General features: G+C 59.6%; 15 protein-coding genes and 1 pseudogene. All 16 read right to left on the bottom strand.

What is annotated here, in order from left to right:
• Positions 1–7 precede the first annotated feature (7 nt).
• The 16 genes and pseudogenes from QRN20_RS15175 to dksA all read right to left on the bottom strand — a co-directional run bounded on the left by QRN20_RS15175 (position 8) and on the right by dksA (position 19,131).
• Positions 8–1,024, bottom strand: a complete 1,017-nt coding sequence (locus QRN20_RS15175) for a class I SAM-dependent rRNA methyltransferase (protein ID WP_122412235.1) — start codon at positions 1,022–1,024, stop codon at positions 8–10.
• Between the two features lie 351 nt (positions 1,025–1,375).
• Positions 1,376–1,835, bottom strand: a pseudogene (locus QRN20_RS15170) (REP-associated tyrosine transposase).
• Between the two features lie 120 nt (positions 1,836–1,955).
• Entirely contained in the window at positions 1,956–3,134 is a 1,179-nt protein-coding gene (locus QRN20_RS15165) for an acetyl-CoA C-acetyltransferase (RefSeq protein WP_285360689.1), read from the bottom strand.
• 129 nt (positions 3,135–3,263) lie between these two features.
• Positions 3,264–4,130, bottom strand: a complete 867-nt coding sequence (locus tag QRN20_RS15160) for an oxygenase MpaB family protein (RefSeq protein ID WP_058431524.1) — start codon at positions 4,128–4,130, stop codon at positions 3,264–3,266.
• Positions 4,131–4,182: 52 nt separating this feature from the next.
• Positions 4,183–6,120 (bottom strand): acetate--CoA ligase, encoded by a 1,938-nt coding sequence (acs, locus tag QRN20_RS15155; protein WP_122412234.1) that lies wholly within the window; start codon positions 6,118–6,120, stop codon positions 4,183–4,185.
• A 132-nt stretch (positions 6,121–6,252) separates the two neighbouring features.
• A complete protein-coding gene (pgi, locus tag QRN20_RS15150) occupies positions 6,253–7,917 on the bottom strand; it encodes a glucose-6-phosphate isomerase (protein ID WP_004879949.1) in 1,665 nt (554 codons plus the stop codon).
• 185 nt (positions 7,918–8,102) lie between these two features.
• Positions 8,103–8,483 carry an aspartate 1-decarboxylase gene (gene panD / locus QRN20_RS15145; protein ID WP_025996635.1) on the bottom strand — a complete coding sequence of 127 codons (381 nt, stop codon included), beginning with the start codon at positions 8,481–8,483 and terminating at the stop codon, positions 8,103–8,105.
• Positions 8,484–8,490: 7 nt separating this feature from the next.
• Positions 8,491–9,342 carry a pantoate--beta-alanine ligase gene (gene panC / locus QRN20_RS15140; RefSeq protein ID WP_122412233.1) on the bottom strand — a complete coding sequence of 284 codons (852 nt, stop codon included), beginning with the start codon at positions 9,340–9,342 and terminating at the stop codon, positions 8,491–8,493.
• The gene (panB, locus tag QRN20_RS15135; RefSeq protein WP_004879941.1) at positions 9,339–10,139 is read right to left on the bottom strand and encodes a 3-methyl-2-oxobutanoate hydroxymethyltransferase; all 801 of its coding nucleotides are present in this window, start codon (positions 10,137–10,139) and stop codon (positions 9,339–9,341) included. The genes panC and panB overlap by 4 nt, the downstream gene beginning before the upstream one ends.
• Before the next feature lie 232 nt (positions 10,140–10,371).
• Positions 10,372–10,878 carry a 2-amino-4-hydroxy-6-hydroxymethyldihydropteridine diphosphokinase gene (gene folK, locus QRN20_RS15130; RefSeq protein WP_122412232.1) on the bottom strand — a complete coding sequence of 169 codons (507 nt, stop codon included), beginning with the start codon at positions 10,876–10,878 and terminating at the stop codon, positions 10,372–10,374.
• Entirely contained in the window at positions 10,871–12,274 is a 1,404-nt protein-coding gene (locus QRN20_RS15125) for a polynucleotide adenylyltransferase PcnB (protein ID WP_058431528.1), read from the bottom strand. Before QRN20_RS15125 ends, folK begins: the two co-directional genes overlap by 8 nt.
• A 702-nt stretch (positions 12,275–12,976) precedes the next feature.
• Complete coding sequence (locus QRN20_RS15120) at positions 12,977–14,410, bottom strand: sigma-54-dependent transcriptional regulator (protein ID WP_029244477.1); 1,434 nt, start codon at positions 14,408–14,410, stop codon at positions 12,977–12,979.
• A 22-nt stretch (positions 14,411–14,432) separates the two neighbouring features.
• A complete protein-coding gene (locus QRN20_RS15115) occupies positions 14,433–17,387 on the bottom strand; it encodes a sensor histidine kinase (protein WP_088235940.1) in 2,955 nt (984 codons plus the stop codon).
• On the bottom strand, positions 17,371–17,547 hold the full coding sequence (locus tag QRN20_RS15110; RefSeq protein ID WP_004879930.1) for a hypothetical protein: 177 nt from the start codon (positions 17,545–17,547) through the stop codon (positions 17,371–17,373). The genes QRN20_RS15115 and QRN20_RS15110 overlap by 17 nt, the downstream gene beginning before the upstream one ends.
• Before the next feature lie 98 nt (positions 17,548–17,645).
• Positions 17,646–18,533: a tRNA glutamyl-Q(34) synthetase GluQRS gene (gene gluQRS / locus QRN20_RS15105; protein WP_122412230.1), complete on the bottom strand. Its 888-nt coding sequence runs from the start codon at positions 18,531–18,533 to the stop codon at positions 17,646–17,648.
• Between the two features lie 157 nt (positions 18,534–18,690).
• Positions 18,691–19,131 (bottom strand): RNA polymerase-binding protein DksA, encoded by a 441-nt coding sequence (dksA, locus tag QRN20_RS15100; RefSeq protein ID WP_004879927.1) that lies wholly within the window; start codon positions 19,129–19,131, stop codon positions 18,691–18,693.
• Positions 19,132–19,392 lie beyond the last annotated feature (261 nt).

Genomic DNA, 19,392 nt, shown 5'->3' with positions numbered 1-19,392 from the left:
CGGCGATCTAGAATTGGAGGATCAGGGTTTTCAGGGGCGGCTGATTATCCATCGACGGAAAATCCTCGGCAGGCTTCATCACCTGCCACTCGCGCACCGGACGACCTGCCTTGGTGGCACAGCGCAGCACCTGTTCGCGCCAGTCTTCCATGCTGACCTTCGCCAGGTTGTTGCAGCAGATCAGCACGCCGTCATCTGCGGTGCTCAACAGCGCAGGCTTGAGCAGGCTCTGATAGTCGCGCAGCAGGTCGACAGTGCCGAATGCACTCTTGGCCCAGGCAGGCGGATCCAGAAGCACCAGATCGTACTGGCGCGGCTGCAGCTTGATGTATTCAGGCAGTTTCTGGCTGCGTCGCGCCGAAACCGGAAGACCGGCCAGCTGGCGGATTGCCGGAAAGTAATCTGACTGGATGAACTGCATGGTCGGCAGTTGCGGATTCAGCGCGCCATTCTCGCGGCCGACGGCCAGATTGCCCTCGGCAAAATCCAGATTGCACACCTCGCTCGCACCACCGGCCGCGGCGCTCAGGCCGACGCCGCAGGTGTAAGCGAACAGGTTCAGGACGCTCTTGCCCGCGCTGTGCGCTTTGACCCAGCCGCGGGTGTTGCGCAGGTCGAGAAACAACAGCGGATCCTGCCCGGCATGACGACCACGGACCCGATAATTCAAGCCCCACTCGTGACCGACCTGATCTTCAAGCGCGGCATCATCGGCCTTGTAGACGGCGTCCTGACGATCAATACGCGAATTGCCCTGCGAACGATCGTTATAGACCAGCAGTGTTTCCAGCCCCAGATGACGGTTGACCTGTGCATGCAGCTCAAGCAGCGCTTCGCGATCAAGCCCTGTGTGAAAGCTCTGCACCAGCAGCTGCGGGCCATAACGGTCGATGGTCAGGCCGCTCGCACCCTCCTGGCTGCCATGGAACAGACGATAACAATCGGTCCCTTGCTCATGAAGCTCGCCCAGCAGGCGCTGACGATTATCGAGGGCGACGCTGAGCGCCTGATTCAAGGAAGACATACAACGCGCCTCGGGCTGGATGGAATGAGGCGCGGGAGTTTACCAGTTACTGGCAGTCTGGAGATGCATCGCTGCAAACGACGCCTTCGCGGACAAGTCCGCATCTCACGTTGAAATGCATTCCAAAGGTAGGAGTGGACTTGTCCACAAAGACGTCGGGGCAGACGCCGAGGATGCATCGCTTGAAATACCGCCTTCGCGGACAAGTCCGCATCCCACGTTGAGAATGCATTCCAAAGGTAGGAGTGGACTTGTCCACGAAGACGTCGGGGCAGACGCCGAGGATGCATCGCTTGAAATACCGCCTTCGCGGACAAGTCCGCATCCCACGTTGAAATGCACTAAATTCCTTTAAATCCAGATTGCATCCCACAACGGATAATCGCCCGGCTTGGTGACCAGACCAGCGCGCAATGGGTTTGCCACAACGTAACGCGCAATTCCAACGACGTCCTGCTCCTTGCGGATTGCTTTATCGTGGTAGCCAGGCTGCCATAAAGGTGTCTGCTTAAGCCTTGATTTCCCCACTGCAATTGAACTTCGCGCCTTTAATTGCTGCACCACTTGGGACAGATTTCTGTCTTGAAGCTCAAAAAAGCCAGTGAAAGTGATCAGGCATTACAACCCAGGCCAATGTCTTTGCAAGTTTCTGTTCTTCGCAGCGTCGTAGTTCACGTACGAACAGACGGCCAATACCAAAATCCTTGAACACGGGTTCACGCTTTCTGACCACCGAGGTCACTAGATAAATCTGGCCAGCTTCCGAGTACCGCCCCTTGCGTAAGCGTCGCGATTCAGCACGAACAGGCATTCCGTTGCCCTCAGGTACGGGTCAAGCGCTAAACACTAGCCCATGATTCCGAAAGCCCGAGAGCAACGTTTTTCTGAATGTGATCACCACGAAGCTTGCGCTGCTTTTACCTCGCTGCGTTCAACGCGATAACGCCAGCGCCACACCCTGACCGCCACCAATGCACAAAGTCGCGAGACCCTTTTTGGCGTCGCGTTTGATCATTTCGTGCAACAGGGTGACCAGTACGCGGCAGCCTGATGCGCCGATGGGATGGCCGAGGGCGATGGCGCCGCCGTTGACGTTGAGCTTCGCGGGATCCAGGCCCAGTTCCTTGCCGACCGACAGCGATTGCGCTGCGAAGGCTTCGTTGGCTTCGATAAGGTCCAGTTGCTCCAGCGTCCAGCCTGCCTTGTCCAGGCAGCGGCGGGTGGCGCTGACCGGGCCGATGCCCATGATCGCCGGGTCTACGCCAGCGTTGGCGTAACCTGCAATTCGCGCCAGTACAGGCAGGCCCAGTTGTTCAGCCTTTGCGGCGCTCATCAGCATGACCGCCGCCGCGCCATCGTTCAGCGACGACGCATTACCGGCCGTTACCGTCCCGTCTTTCTTGAACGCAGGCTTGAGCTTGGCCAGCGCTTCGGCGGTGGTGCCAGCGCGTGGTTGTTCATCGGTGGCGAAGGACAGCGGATCGCCCTTGCGCTGCGGAATCAGGATCGGGGTGATTTCATCGACAAAGCGTCCGCCTTCGATGGCAGCGATCGCTTTCTGCTGGGATGACGCGGCGAAAGCATCCTGCGCCTCACGGCTGATCTCGTACTTTTCAGCCAGATTTTCGGCAGTGATGCCCATGTGATAGTCATTGAAGGCGTCCCAGAGGCCATCGCTGATCATGGTGTCGATCATTGTGGCGTGGCCCATGCGCAGACCGGTGCGCACACCGGGCAGGACGTAGTTGGCCAGGCTCATGTTTTCCTGACCGCCGGCAATGATGATTTCAGCGTCGCCACAGCGGATTGCCTGGGTCGCCAGATGCAGTGCCTTGAGACCCGAGCCGCAGACCTTGTTCAGGGTCATGGCCGGTACGGCGAAGGGCAGACCGGCCTTGATAGCCGCCTGACGCGCCGGGTTCTGACCGGCACCGGCAGTGAGCACCTGGCCCATGATGACCTCATCGACCTGCGCACCGTCCACGCCGGTCTGTTGCAGAAGCTGGCGAATGACCGCAGCGCCCAGATCGACAGCGGGGACAGTGGCCAGAGAGCCTTGAAAACTGCCCACGGCAGTGCGGGTGGCGGCAACGATAACGACGTCTTGCATGGTGCGGATCCTCATTGTTTTTGGATGGCGAGCCGATCGGTTGGGGCTGCCGTGATCACGTGGCTCATGGTGTCACAGATGGGGATCAACCTTCCAACTGCGAACTCGGCGGTCACTTTTTCGCCTCGATCAGAGCCCCATTCGTCGCCTGGCTCTATGGGAGGAGCCATCGCGCACTGCCCAGCGCAAAACAGGTGCGCAGGTATTTACCCCTGAACGGATCATCTTTCGTTTCACCGGTCCCTGAGGAACATCCAGCATGTCGCTGGCCCATATTGGCAGCAGCTCGATACCAGCCTGCATCATCAGCACGCCAAAAGGCTTGGCCAGCCAGTTCGGCGCTGGCGCGTCCAGCAGCAGTCGCAGCACTTCCCGGCTGCGCTCGTCGCATACAAGGTCTTTGCGAACCCTGACAAGGTAGTCGGTAATCGCGTTGTGTGAGCGCGGTACGTCCTGTGCTCCAAGCCGCTCGGCAACCACAGCGGTCTCGGCGTAGTAGGTGTCCTGATCGGCCACTGAAAGCAGCGGGTCGACATAGCGCAGATGCGCCGCCATGAAACTGCTGACTTCGGCTACGTGCACCCAGGTCAGCAGAGCCGGATCGCTGGCTGCATAGGGTCGGCCGTCGGGGGCGGTTCCAGTGATTTGCAGATGGATGGTGCGCACTTTTTCTATCAGCCAGTTGACGTCCTGAGTCGAGCCAAAGGTCGTGCCCGACAGAAACTGTCCGGTGCGTCGCAGACGACCGAGCATGTCATCGCGAAAGTTGGAGTGGTCCCAGATGCCGGCAAGTGCCAGTGGATGCAGCGCCTGCAGCATCAGTGCGCTGATACCGCCGACCAGCATGCTGGTGAAGTCGCCGTGCACTTTCCAGCAGACAGCCTGCGGGCCGAACAGACCTGGGTCGCCCTTGGGGTTTTCCAGGTCCAGCTGGCCCAGTGACAGGCCGGTCAGATTGATCACCTGAGCTTCGATACGACTGCGAATGAATTCCATGTTCCCTCAGGATTAATACTGCATGCGCGGCGCTGACCATGCCTTGTGCGCGTCAGCGATTCAAGCGTTTGTCGATCAGGTCCTCAACCACGCCCGGATCTGCCAGGGTAGACGTATCCCCAAGGCTGTCGAGTTCGTTGCAGGCAATCTTGCGCAAAATGCGGCGCATGATCTTGCCCGAGCGGGTTTTCGGCAGCGCTGATGCCCATTGCACATGATCAGGTTTGGCGAAACTGCCGATCTCCTTGCTCACATGACCGAGCAATTCCTTTTTCAGATCATCACTGGGGTCGATCCCATTGATGGGCGTGACGAAGGCGTAGATGCCCATGCCTTTTACGTCGTGGGGATAACCCACGACCGCAGCCTCGGCAATGTTGTCGTGCAGGACCAGCGCGCTTTCGACTTCAGCCGTGCCGATGCGATGCCCCGAGACGTTGATCACGTCGTCCACGCGGCCGGTGATCCAGTAATCGCCGTCTGCGTCACGTCGCGCGCCGTCACCGGTGAAGTAGTAGCCGGGGAAGGGTTTGAAATAGGTATCGATCATGCGCTGCGGATCGCCGTACACGCTGCGAATCTGCCCCGGCCAGCTCGCTTTGATTGCCAGCAGGCCGCTGCCGGGTCCGTCTATTTCCTTGCCTTGCTCGTCGAGCAACACTGGCTGCACCCCGAACAGCGGTGCGGTGGCGCAGCCCGGTTTGATCCGGCTGAAGCCGGGGAGAGGCGTGAGCATGATGCCGCCGGTTTCGGTTTGCCACCAGGTATCGACGATGGGGCAACGTTGTTTGCCGACCTGATGAAAATACCATTCCCAGGCTTCCGGGTTGATCGGCTCGCCGACACTGCCCAGCAATCGCAGGCTCTCGCGGGATGATCCTTGCAGCGGTCCCGTGCCCTCACGCATCAGCGCTCGCAGGGCAGTGGGTGCCGTGTAGAAAATATTCACGTGATGCTTGTCGATGACCTGCCAGAAACGCGATGCATCGGGATAGTTGGGAACGCCCTCGAACATCAATGTGGTCGCGCCATTGGCCAGCGGCCCGTAGACGATGTAACTGTGCCCAGTGACCCAGCCGACATCCGCCGTGCACCAGAACACCTCGCCGTCCCGGTAATCGAAGACGTGCTTGTGCGTCATGGCTGCCTGTAACAGATAGCCGCCAGTCGTATGCAGCACGCCCTTGGGTTTGCCCGTGCTGCCGGAGGTATACAGAATGAACAGTGGATCTTCAGCGTCCATCTGTTCCGGCGGGCAGTCATGGCCAACGCCGTGAATCGCTTCGTGATACCAGATGTCACGGTTTTTTACCCAGTCGATCTCGCCTTGGGTGCGCTCGACAACCAGCACCGTGCTGACATCGGGACAACTTTGCAGCGCTTGATCGACATTGGCCTTGAGCGGTATGTACTTGCCGCCACGAATGCCTTCGTCGGCGGTAATCACGGTGCGGCAGTCGGCGTCGAGAATCCGGTCACGCAGCGCATCGGGCGAGAAGCCGCCAAACACGACCGAATGCACAGCGCCGATGCGCGCGCAGGCCAGCATGGCGTAGGCGGCTTCGGGGATCATCGGCATGTAGATGCACACACGGTCGCCTTTTTTCACGCCGCGCATCTTCAGCACGTTCGCCAGCCGGGCAACGTGGTGGTGCAGTTTGCTGTAGGTGATTTCGGCTGATTCGGAAGGGTTGTCGCCTTCCCAGATAATCGCGATCTGATCGGCTCGATCCGGCAAGTGGCGGTCGATGCTGTTGTGGCTGACGTTGAGCTTGCCGTCCTTGAACCAGGTGGCGTGCCCCGTGGCGAGATCAGCCTGATGCACCTGGCTCCAGGGGGCTGACCAGTCGAGAAAGGCGTTGGCCTGTTCGGCCCAGAACTCTTCGGGATGATCGATCGATTGGCGATAGAGACGTTGATAGTCGGCTTCGCTGAGCTGCGCATTTTTGCGCACCGCGTCGGCCTTGGGGAAAGCGCTGATATCGAACATGACGGCTTCCTTATTCTGTGATCCACAGAAATGGGAGTCATGCGTGGGGAGAGGGGTTCAATGCGTAGAGAGGTATGGCAGGCTGATCGTGCTCACGCAGAGCATGAGCACGATCGGATCAGACAGGGTGCATCAACCGCGGTGACGACCGCGGAAGTAGTTGATCAGGCCCTGGGTCGAAGCATCATCAGCCGGCTCTTCGGTGCCGCCGGTCAAGCGATGGTAGACCGCCTTGCCCATTTCCTTGCCCAGCTCGACGCCCCACTGGTCGAAGGCGTTGGTGCCCCAGACCACGCTTTGCACGAACACCTTGTGCTCATACATCGCGACCAGCGCGCCGAGACGACGTGGGCTGATGCGTTCGACGACCAGCGTGTTGCTCGGACGGTTGCCAGGGATGACTTTGTGCGGTGCCAGCTTCTGCACTTCGTCTTCGGCCATGCCTTTTTCGCGCAGTTCGGCTTCGGCCTCGGACTTGGTCTTGCCCATCATCAGGGCCTGGCTTTGCGACAGGCAGTTGGCGTACAGCCACTGATGGTGGTCGGAAACCGGGTTGAAGCTGACGATCGGCACAATGAAGTCGGCCGGGATCATCTGAGTGCCTTGATGCAGCAGCTGGTGATACGCGTGCTGACCGTTGGCGCCCACGCCGCCCCAGATGACCGGGCCGGTGTCGGTAGAGACTGGCGTGCCATCCTGGCGCACGCTCTTGCCGTTGGATTCCATGTCCAGCTGCTGCAAATGCTTGGTGATGTTACGCAGGTAGTGGTCATACGGCAGGATCGCATGGCTCTGCGCATTCCAGAAATTGCCGTACCAGACGCCCAGCAAGGCCAATAGCACCGGCATGTTCTTCTCGAACGGCGCGCTCTGGAAATGCTGGTCCATGGTGTAGGCACCGGACAGCAGTTCCTTGAAGTTGGACATGCCGATTGCCAGTGCAATCGGCAGACCGATCGCCGACCACAGCGAGTAGCGACCGCCGACCCAGTCCCACATGGGGAAAATGTTTTCTTCACGAATACCGAAGGCCACAGCGGCAGCGTTGTTGCTGGAGACCGCGATAAAGTGACGATGCAGTTCCGCTTCGGAGCCGCCCTGCGCCAGATACCAGGCGCGTGCAGCCTGAGCGTTCTTCAAAGTTTCGAGGGTGTTGAACGACTTCGACGAAACAATGAACAGCGTGGTTTCTGCACGAATCTTCATCGACAGCTCGTGGAACTCACTGCCGTCGATGTTCGCCAGGTAATGGCAGCGTACGCCTTTGTGGGCGTAGGCAACCAGTGCTTCGGAGACCAACTCCGGGCCGAGGAAGGAGCCACCGATGCCGATATTGACCACGTCAGTGATCGGCTTTTCGGTGTAGCCGCGCCACAGACCGTCGTGGATGCGGCCGACCAGTTCAGTCATCTGGTTGAGCACGCGGTGTACATCCGGGATGACATCAACCCCGTTGACCTTCAGCTTGTCGCCGACAGGACGACGCAGTGCCGTGTGCAGGGCAGGGCGGCCTTCGGAGGAGTTGACCAGCTCGCCGTCATACTGTGCCTTGATCGCGTCTTTCAGGCCCACTTCATTGGCCAGGCTTACCAGCAGGTCACGCGTTTCGGTGGTAATCAGGTTTTTCGAGTAGTCGAGGAACAGGCCAGCACTGCTCAGGGTGAATTCACTGAAGCGCTGGGGATCTGCATTGAACGCCTCGCGCATGCTGAAATCCTGCATGGCTTTGCGGTGTTCACTCAACGCCTGCCAGGCGGGCAGAGCGGTCACATCGGAAGGAGTGCGGTAGTACGCCATCGCTGCGGGTTTCCTTAACTGGATCTTCTGGGGCTTTATGGAGCGAGGTTGCGATTTGACCCATTGGCCACATTACGCAGACTACGCCCTCGTCTACCTGTTTGTCTGCGCTTTGCCGTACGTAAGCCCGGTACTATTTCTCACACAACGGGCGGGCTTTTCAGTTGAATGCTGTCGGCAATCGGTTACGCAAACTGTACGGGTATGGCATTACTGGTGTGGCTTAGTTCATTGCCCGGCGCCATGTACAGCATGCGTGGCTTGAAATTGACCAGTTCTGCTTCCGAATAATGAGCGTAGGCGCAAATGATCACCCGGTCGCCGACTTTCGCCTTGTGCGCTGCGGCGCCGTTCACCGAAATCATGCGCGAACCTTCTTCACCGCGAATGGCATAGGTGGTGAAGCGTTCGCCATTGTCGATGTTGTAGATCTGGATCTGTTCGTACTCACGAATCCCCGACAGGTCCAGCCACTCGCCATCGATGGCGCATGAGCCTTCATAGTCGAGCACCGCATGGGTGACTTCGGCGCGGTGCAGTTTGGCTTTGAGCATCACGGTGTGCATCTTGTTGTTATTCCTTGATCAGGTGCAGATTGTCGATCAGGCGGGTCTTGCCCATGAACGCGGCGGCTATGACGACCAGGTCGCGATCCTGCACTGTGGCCGGTCGCAGACCGGTGGCCTCGCGTATTTCCAGATAGTCGATGCGAAAGCCTGAGGTTTCCAGTTGTTGCCTGTTGCGTTGCAGCAGGCCGTCGAAATCCTGTTCGCCAGCGGTGATCGCCTCGCCAATCTGGCGAAGCACGCGGTAGAGCGCGGGCGCAGCGGCACGTTGTTCTTCGTTCAGGTAGCCGTTGCGTGAGGACAGCGCCAGACCATCGTCGGCACGTACTGTCGGCTCGCCGATGATCTGGATCGGCATGTTCAGGTCGCGGACCATGGCGCGAATCACGGCCAGTTGCTGAAAGTCCTTTTCGCCGAACACCGCAACATCGGGCTGGACCATGTTGAACAGCTTGCTGACAACGGTTGCGACGCCGTCGAAATGGCCGGGGCGACTTGCGCCACACAGGCCTTCGGAAACAAGCGGCACGCTGACGAGCGTCTGCCCGCCCATGCCGTTGGGGTACATCTCTTCAACGGTGGGCGTGAACAGCAGGTCACAGCCTGCTTCCTGAAGGCGTTCCTGATCTGCCGCCAGGGTGCGCGGGTAGGTGGCCAGGTCTTCGTTGGCGCCGAACTGCAAAGGATTGACGAAGATGGTCGCGACCACAAAGTCTGCGCACTGAGTCGCTCGAGTGACCAGTGCGGCATGGCCGCTGTGCAGGTTGCCCATGGTCGGCGTCAGGCCGATGCGTTTGCCTTCACGGCGTGCATTGGCGACCGCTGCGCGCAGTTCCGAAACGGTTGAGACTGTGATCATGCCGAGAATCCGTGTTCGATAGCTGGAAAGCTGACGTCTTTGACGGCGCTGACGTACGCCTGGATGGCCGACTGGATATCAGGCTGACCGACCATGAAGTTCTTCACGAACTTGGGCACTCGTCCGGTGATGGACAGGCCGAGCATGTCGTGCAACACCAGCACCTGACCGTCGGTGGCGCTGCCTGCGCCTATACCGATGACCGGGATCTTCACCGCGTGGGTAATTTCTTCTGCCAATTCGCTCGGCACGCATTCGAGCAGAATCATCGCCGCACCGGCCTGTTCCAGCGTAATGGCATCGGCACGCATCTGGCGTGCCTGTGTTTCCAGGCGACCCTGCACCTTGTAACCGCCCAGCACATTCACCGACTGTGGCGTCAGGCCCATGTGGGCGCAGACCGGAATACCGCGCTCTGCCAGCAAACGGATCGACTCGGCCAGCCAGGCAGCGCCTTCGACCTTGACCATGTGCGCACCGGCCTGCATCAGCGTGGTGCTGTTGATAAAGGTCTGGTCGAGGGTGGCGTTGGCCATGAACGGCAGGTCAGCGAGGATCAGCGCACCCTGGTTGCCGCGTTTGACGCAGGCGACGTGGTAAGCCATTTCCGCAGTGGTAACAGGCAGCGTGCTGTCATGACCCTGCAGGACCATGCCCAGCGAGTCACCTATCAGCAGCACTTCGACGCCCGCCTGACTGGCAGCGTGGGCGAAGGTCGCGTCGTAGCAGGTCAGCATGGTGATCTTTTCACCTTTCTGTTTCATACCCAGCAGCGACGTAACGGTTATGTTCGGCATGTAAAGTCCTCCATCAGGCGCTGAAAACTGCGGCACTCAGCGCGTGAGAGTCATCCTGGAAAAGCAGGCACACCGTCGTGTCGCGGTGTTTTGCAAAGGCCTGTTTCGCGCCCGTTCGACACCGGGGTGGCGGCGGGAGGCCTATCTTCGTGAGGAGGGGGCGTGAAGTCAATTGCGGGTGTTACCGTTTGCCGGAGCGGTTACAGCAAGGGTAACGGGTGGCAGGAGGACACTACGCCTGAGCGGGCAAACGTTCCAGGCCAACGAACGGGCAATTATTCAGCAACTGACCCAGTTCGCGACCGTCTGCGAGGATCAGCCCAGGTGCCAGTTCGGCCAGCGGGTACAGCACGAACGGTCTTTCCTGCATGTGGTAATGCGGCACCTTGAGACGGGGTTCGTCGATCAGGTGGTTGCCGAACAGCAGGATATCCAGGTCCAGCGTGCGCGGGCCCCAGCGTTCGTGGCGCTCACGGCCCTGATCCAGCTCGATGGACTGAAGCGCGTCGAGCAAGACCAGCGGGGCGAGGGACGTGTCCAGTGCGGCGACCGCGTTGGTGAAGCGCGGTTGGCCGGGGAGCAGCGAGTCGCTGACGTAAAACGATGAGACGCCCGCCAGTTGGCTGCCCGGCAACTGCTCCAGTGCCTTGAGGGCGCTGCGCAGTTGTTCGGCCGGGTCTGCAAGGTTGCTGCCCAGGCCGATAAAGACGCGTTCGGTTTTGAACAACGTGTTACTCACCGCCGGATGTCTCGGCACCGTTGCGCTTGCGCTTCGCGCCGCTGGTGCGACGACGTTTGCGCGGCGCGGCCCCGGCGGCTTCAGGCTTGCCACTCAGGTCGCGAATCATGTCGCGGCGCTCGCTTTCATTGCACTCCTGATAATCGGTCCACCACTGGCCCAGACCATCAGTCTGTTCGCCTGCTGATTCGCGCAGGAGCAGGAAGTCGTAACCGGCGCGGAAGCGTGAGTTGTCGAGCAGCAGGTCGGCGCGTTTGCCGGAGCGACGTGGCAGGCGCTCCTGCATGTCCCAGATCTCGCGGATCGGCAGGGTGAAGCGCTTCGGAATTGCGATGCGCTGGCACTGCTCGATGATCAGTTCGTGTGCCGCTTCCTGCATCGCGGCGATCGGCGGCATGCCGCGCTCCTGGGCGCGCAGCACCTTGGCAGGCAAGGCGGGCCAGAGCAGGGCGGCAAACAGGAAGGCCGGAGTGACCGGCTTGTTCTGCTTGATGCGCAGATCAGTGTTGATCAAGGCGTTGCTGATCAGTGTGTGCGTGTAGGTCGGGTTGTATTCCAGCGCCTTGGAGCTGGCCGGGAACAGCGGTTCGAACAGCTCCAGATCCACCAGCATCTCGAACGTCGACGCGGCATGACCGGAAAGAAACAGCTTGAGCACTTCTTCGAACAGGCGCGCCGACGGAATATCACGCAGCATGGCGGCCAGAGGACGAATCGGCAGGGCGCTGTGCTTTTCAATGCCGAAATCCAGCTTGGCGGCGAAACGCACGGCGCGCAGCATGCGCACCGGGTCTTCCTTGTAGCGCTGCTCGGGATCGCCAATCAGGCGGATCAGGCGATTGCGGATGTCGTGTACGCCGTTGGCGTAATCCAGCACGCGTTCGGTAACCGGGTCGTAATACAGGGCATTGATCGTGAAGTCGCGACGCTGGGCGTCCTCTTCAAGGGTGCCGTACACGTTGTCGCGCAGGATGCGCCCGCTTTCGTTGCGCGAGGACTGATTGCTGTCCTCCTCTTCGTCATCCTGTGGATGATTGGCGCGGAACGTTGCTACTTCGATGATTTCTCGACCGAAGTGGATATGGACCAGCTTGAACCGGCGGCCAATGATGCGGGCGTTGCGAAATTCAGCACGCACCTGTTCCGGCGTGGCGCTGGTGGCGACGTCGAAATCCTTGGGCGTGATATTGAGCATCATGTCACGGACGCAGCCACCGACCAGATAGGCCTGGTAGCCTGCGTTCTGCAGGCGCTCGACGATATTGACGGCGTAGCGACTGAATTGACCGCGCTGCAGCGAATGCTGGCCGCTATTGAGCACTTCAGGCGTGGTGCGCGTGTGTTGCTGCGGCTTGCGCAGTGGAGAGCGAAATGACTGGAACAGCTTCTTCAGCATGGGATGCACTGTTTGAAGGAATATTCGGCCAAAAACGTGGAATGACCGCATGATGGGCGGGGATTCTAGCATTTAGTCGAGGGATGGTGTAGGAAGCTGTCGCTGAAGGCGGGGAAAGTGCGGCCGGGTTTTACTCTGGAAGCTACTGGGGGAGCCGAAGCTCCCCCAAAGTGTGTGCTCTTTATTATTATTTTCTGTTAGGGCTTCTTGTTTTTGTTGAGTGCCCATTCACGAGACTTTCGTCTGTGAAACCTCCCAATCGGGAGTCAAGAGCAAACGGATTGCTTTGGTCGCTGCGTTGCAATGATCATTCGATCCAACCAGTTCAGGCTCTACCTAAGGGTAGTTTTTGTTGTTCTCGGCCTGGTTGCGGGGCAAGCCCCAAATACAACTCCTCTCCAAAAGAATCAGTTAGCTGCGCCTCCGCCGTGTTGTTCTTGTTATGCGTGAGTCGATTCGTATTGTTCTTGTTATGGGTGTCGTGCTGCTTGTTGTTCTTCTTGTACAAGAGATATAGCAGGACCTGTGCCAACTTTTGAAAAGCCCCGTAAACCGGGGCTTCGCTGGCTTTTGTCGGGAACGGCAGGCATAAAAAAGCCGGGACTTCGTTACCGTAAGACCCGGCTTCTGTTACGTGAGACGAGGAGGGTAACAGTTTGCGCAAAGCCCTGAGCACCGCGTGCCAGAGCCTCGCGCAAGGTGTCAGGTTTCGCTGGTTACACCCTTGCGACGGGGTATCCCCAGGCGCTGACGACGTTCCCACAGGCACTTGCGGCTGACCCCGAGTTTGCGAGCCAGCTCGGTTTCGGTCATATGGTCCTGATGTTCCAGAACGAAATGCTGGAAATAATCTTCGAGTGACAGGTCCTCGGTCGGCTCGCTGCTGCCGGAGGTCGAACCACTGGGCAGCGGCGCAAGGCCCATGTACTCATCGTCACCCAGACCGTCCAGCTCGATGTCGATACCCAGCAGGTCGGCGGTGATCTCCGGGTTCTCGCAGAGAATCACCGAACGCTCTACTGCGTTTTCCAGTTCCCGGACGTTGCCCGGCCAGCTGTAGTGACGAATCGCCTGCTCGGCATCAGGTGCGAACTTCAGGTCGTTACGGCCGACCTTGGCGCTCTGACGTGCCAGAAAGGCGTGGGCGATTTCGAGCACATCGCTGCCACGCTCGCGCAACGCCGGAAGCTTGAGGGCGATGACGTGCAGGCGATAAAAAAGGTCTTCACGGAATTCGCCGTTCTTGGCCAGGGTCTTGAGGTCCCGGTGAGTGGCTGCAATCAGTCGCACATCGACCTTTTGCGACTGCACTGAGCCAACCCGACGAATCTCGCCTTCCTGCAGGACGCGCAACAGGCGCGCCTGGGCTTCAAGCGGCAGTTCGCCGATCTCGTCGAGAAACAGTGTGCCGCCATCCGCCGCTTCCACCAGACCGGCACGCCCGGCGCTGGCACCGGTGAACGCGCCTTTCTCGTGGCCGAACAGCTCGGACTCGATGAGCGACTCTGGAATGGCTGCACAATTGACGGAAATCATCGGAGCCTTGGCGCGGCGCGACAGGTTGTGCAGGGCGCGGGCGACCAGCTCTTTACCCGTGCCCGACTCGCCTTGAACCAGCACGTTGGAATCGGTCGGCGCGACTTTGCGAATCTTGCTGTAAAGATCGAGCATCGGCGGACACGAGCCGATGATGCCGATCTCGCCATTGTTGTTCGGCGCCGTACCTTTTTCGGCACTGCTCACCTTACCCATGGCGCTGCGTTCGGCCTGCAGGCTGCTGACCGTCTGGCGGTCGCGCAGGATGCGCGACACGGCCTGAAGCATTTCGTCGTGATCAAAGGGCTTGGCGATGTAATCCACCGCACCCATTTTCATCGAGTCGACTGCCGAGCGCAGGCTGGCGTAGCTGGTCATGATCAGCACCGGCTTGCCTTCGCCCAGCTTGATCAGCTCGGTACCGGGCGCGCCCGGCAGCCGCAGGTCACTGACGATCAGGTCAAAGGACGGGATGCTGAAACGTTCCTGAGCCTCCTGAACAGAACCGGCTTCACTGACTTCATACTGATTGCGTTCAAGCAGGCGACGCAGGGCTGAGCGGATAATCGTTTCGTCTTCGACGATCAAAATATGCGGCATTGATTCAGTTCTCTCGACGGTCTCAGTTCGCGGTGGACGTCGCGTCGACATGGCGTGGCAGAGTCACCCGGATACGGGTACCACGCTGGTGCTCGGGGTCGGCCGGGCTGTCGATGGTGATTTGTCCATAATGCTCTTCAACGATGGAATAGACCAGCGCAAGCCCCAGTCCTGTTCCTTCACCGGGGTCCTTGGTGGTGAAGAATGGCTCGAACAATCGGTCCATGATTGCCTTGGATATTCCACTGCCTTCGTCCTCGACGATCAAATCCACAGTGTGTTCGGATGCTTCACTCTTGACCCTGACCGCACTGCCCGCAGGCGAAGCATCGCGCGCATTGGACAGCAGGTTGATCAGCACCTGCGCAAGCCGTTGCGGGTCACCATCGACCCAGTGTTCGGGGTTGCACAGGTTGTAGAACTGCACTTCGAAATTGCGTCTGTTCAGTGCCAGTAGGCCGATGGCATCCTGAGCCACTTCGGCCAGACAGACGGCTTCGTCGCTGTGCTGATGAGCGCCTGCGTGGGCAAAGCTCATCAGCGACTGCACGATACGCGACACGCGTTTGGTCTGTTCGAGAATCTGGCTGCTGATTTCCTTCAGCTCGTCGTCTTCTTCACGCTCTTCCCGAAGGTTCTGCGCCAGACAGGCAATACCGGTGATCGGATTGCCGATCTCGTGGGCGACACCTGCCGCCAGTCGGCCAATGCTCGCCAGTCGTTCCGAGTGCACCAGCTTGTCTTCAAGCATCTGAGTGTCGGTCAGGTCTTCGACCAGCAGTACCAGACCGCTGTTGCCCGGAGCGAGCGGCTCGTTGATGGCCGCCTTGTGCAGGTTGAGCCAGCGGGTCTGCCCGTCCAGGCCAAGGCGCTGCTTGTGTAAGTGTTCGTCAGGCACGCTGACGAAGCCGGTCAGCAGGCCTTTCCAAGGCTCGGCAATGGTTTCAAGGCGCGAACCCACGACGCGCTGCGCGACGATGCCGGTCAACTCTTCCATGGCCCGGTTCCACATCAGGATTTCCTGATCCTCGGCCAGCGAGCACACGCCCATCGGCAGTTCCTGCAGGGTCTGGCGATGGTAGCGGCGCAGCGCATCGAGCTCGGCAGCGAGACCGGTCAGGCGCGAGTGGTAATCCTCAAGCCGGCTTTCGATGAAATGGATATCTTCGGTGACGTATTTTTCGCTGCCCGATTTGTACGGCAGAAACGTCTCCACCATGTCCTGAGCGACACTGGGGCCCATCAGGCCGGACAGATTAGCCTCGATCCGGTCGCGCAGACGCCGCAAGGCGTAAGGCCTGCGTTCATCGAAAGGCAGATACAGATCGCGCAGGGCCTGTTCGACTTCTTTCTGCGCCGCCTTCGCGCCCAGCGGCTTGGCCAGTTGCGTGGCGAACTCCTGTGGCGATACGGCGTGCAGTTCGCGGCGTTGCGGCCTGCGCACGTTGTCGACTGCGCAGGCTTCGGCGGCGCTGACTTCTTCGGCGCTGGCATTGGTGAACAGCGACACCAGGGTGAACAACAGCACGTTGGCGGCCAGGGACGCGATGGCCGCCATGTGCCAACTAGTGTCGTCCAGCACGTAGATCATGTTCAGTAGCGGAATGTAGAAGCCCTGCAGGTTGCTGATCAGCGGCAACAGCATGCTCACCACCCAGACCGCGATCCCGGCCAGCAGCCCTGCAATAAAGCCGCGCCGGTTCGCAGTCGGCCAGTACAGGACGGACAGCACGCCTGGCAGAAACTGCAGCGTCGCAACGAAGGCCACGATGCCCAGATTGGCCAGATCCTGCTGGGCGCCGAGCATCAGGTAGAAGCCATAGCCTGCGGCGATGATCGCCACGATAAGCCCGCGTCGGGTCCATTTCAGCCAGCGATAGATGTTGCCTTCAGCCGGAGGCTGGTAAAGCGGCAGCACCAGATGGTTGAGCGCCATGCCCGACAGCGCGAGCGTGGTGACGATGATCAGTCCGCTGGCCGCTGACAGACCGCCAATGTAGGCGAGCAGCGCGAGGGCCGGCTTGTTGGCGGCCATGCCGATGCCGAGGGTGAAGTATTCGGGGCTGGTCGTCGCGCCGAGCTTGAGTCCGGCCCAGAGAATCAGCGGGACGGCGAGGCTGATCAGCAGCAGGAACAAGGGCAGGCCCCAGCTTGCACTGACCAGCGAGCGCGGGTTGAGGTTTTCGGTGAAGGTCATGTGGTACATGTGCGGCATCACGATCGCCGAGGCGAAGAACACCAGCAGCAACGTGCGCCACGGACCTTCCTGCAGCGGTGTGTGCAGCGAAGCCAGGGCGGTCTGATTCTGCAGCAGCCAGAGTTCCAGTTGCTGCGGGCCATCGAACACGCCGTACAGCGCATACAGACCAACGCCGCCCAGAGCGATAAGTTTGACCAGCGATTCAAAGGCGATGGCGAACACCAACCCCTCATGTTTTTCACGCGTCGCGATGTGCCGTGAGCCGAAGAAGATCGTGAACAGCATGATGATCGCGCAAAACGCCACGGCCACACGGTCCTGCACCGGCTCGCGCGTCAGGATGCTGATCGAGTCGGCAACCGCCTGAATCTGCAGCGCCAGCAAGGGCAGCACACCAATCAGCATGAACACCGTGGTCAGCGCGCCCGCCCAGGTACTGCGGAAGCGGAACGCGAACAGGTCGGCCAGTGATGACAGCTGGTAGGTACGGGTGATCTTCAGAATCGGGTAAAGCAGCACCGGTGCCAGCAGGAATGCACCGGACACACCGAGGTAGCTGGACAGAAAGCCATAGCCGTACTGATAGGCCAGCCCGACCGTGCCGTAGAACGCCCAGGCACTGGCATAGACGCCCAACGACAGGGTGTAGGTCAGTGGATGACGAATGATTGCGCGCGGAATCAGGCCGCGCTCGCTGACCCAGGCAACACCAAACAGCACCAGCAGATAGCCGGCGCTCACCAGCAACATCTGCGTCAGGCTAAAGCTCATCGGCATCTCGCTGGCTCTGCAGAATGAAAGTCACCACGATCAGGATCAGCCAAAGCAGATAAGGCCGGTACCAGGCACCTGTCGCGTCGATCCACCAGTCCATGATGGCCGGGGAGAAAAGGTAAATACCTACCACCAGAAGCAAAACCAACCGGTATATGTACATCTGGTCTCCCTGCGCTGGTAGATGAGGAGCGGCATGGTAACGGATGCGCGACAAGCTGCAAGTAGCCATAAGCAGTAGTTTTCAGCAACCGCTCTGGCTCAGTCTATCCGGGCTTCTTCAATGTTGTGCAGCCTGGGGATAAGGTCCGGGTTCCAGTGCTCGACGCCCCAGGCCAGCACCTCGTGCGCTGTTGCGTACATCAACTGCGAATCGGTGGGCTGACCCAGCGCACGCAAGGCACGCAGCAGCAGGGGCGTGGCCTGATCGGCAGGCAAGGGCGGCGAGCGATAGGATTTTCCGAGCTTGTGGCCGTCCGGTTGGGTAATCAGCGGCACGTGCAGGTAGCGCGGCTCAGGAATGCCCAGCAACTCCTGCAGATACAACTGGCGGGGAGTCGAGTCCAGCAGGTCCGCGCCGCGCACGATATCCGTCACGCCTTGCCAGGCATCGTCGATGACGACTGCCAGTTGATAGGCGTACAGGCCATCCCGGCGGCGAATCACGAAATCTCCGCTTTCATTGCCCAGGTGCATGCGGAACGTGCCTTGCACCCGGTCTTCGAAGCGATATTCCAGTTCAGGCACACGAATACGGATGGCGGCATTGTCGGGCGAATGCCCTGCGTTGCGGCACAGGCCGGGATAAACGCCGTTATATTCTTCGAGTTGTTTGCGTGAGCAGGTGCAGGCGTAGGCCAGGCCATGGCTGAACCAGCGATCGATAATGGCGGCGTAGGCGTCGTGGCGCTCGCTCTGACGGACCAGCTCGCCGTCCCACTCGAAACCGTAACGTTCCAGTGTTTCGAGAATGGCGGCTTGCGCACCGGTCACTTCACGGGGCGGATCCAGATCTTCCATGCGCATCAGCCACTTTCCGCCTGCTGCGCGCGCGTCGAGATAGGACGCAAGCGCTGCGACCAGCGAACCAAAATGCAGATAACCACTGGGCGTAGGCGCAAAGCGCCCGATGTAGGCAGATTTTTTCATGGGCCGGATGTTACTGGTGCGCAGCTTTGGCGAGCAAGCGTGAGGCGAGCTGCATCTCCACGTAGAGCGATGTGCGCGATCAAAAGCGACTTCCTGATCCGTAAAAACAAAAAAAAGACGCCGAAGCGTCTTTTTTATTCAAGGCAGGTCCTGCAGGTCACTTACCGACCTGTTTTTCCTTGATTTCCGCCAGCGTCTTGCAGTCGATGCACAGATCCGCAGTCGGGCGGGCTTCGAGGCGGCGGATGCCGATCTCGACGCCGCAGGATTCGCACCAGCCATACTCTTCGTCAAGGATCAGTTGCAGCGTTTTGTCGATCTTCTTGATCAGTTTGCGTTCGCGATCACGGGCGCGAAGTTCAAGGCTGAACTCTTCTTCCTGACTGGCGCGGTCCGCCGGGTCAGGGAAATTGGCAGCTTCGTCCTTCATGTGGTCCACCGTGCGGTCGACCTCTTGCATCAAGTCCTGTTTCCACTTGTTCAGGATCTTGGTGAAGTGCGCGCGCATAGGCTCGCTCATGTACTCTTCATCCTTCGTCGGAACGTAGGGTGAAAAGCCGCTGATTAGATGGTTCTGTTGCTTTTCTGGGGTGGGCATGTATGGACCGCCTCTCACTCTTCTAATCTATTGCGCAGGATTGTTCCATCACCGACACCCGTCGGCCCTGCAGCTGCAAGCGGGCGAACTTACCAGATCAAATCGGAGTGCGCTACTCCCGGTTGTCGAGCATGACGAAGCGGTCTGCTTGCAGAGGCGACCGGAACGAAACTGCCTTTACCTTAAATGAACTCTAGCTCTGGACGGCCGTCGTAGCTTTCTTTTCTTCCGGCTTTATCGATACGCCCTGCAAGATCATTT

This window comes from Pseudomonas sp. fls2-241-TYG-175, assembly GCF_030209155.1.
Lineage (GTDB): Bacteria > Pseudomonadota > Gammaproteobacteria > Pseudomonadales > Pseudomonadaceae > Aquipseudomonas > Aquipseudomonas viridiflava.
This window is presented reverse-complemented; position numbering and strand designations above follow the sequence as displayed.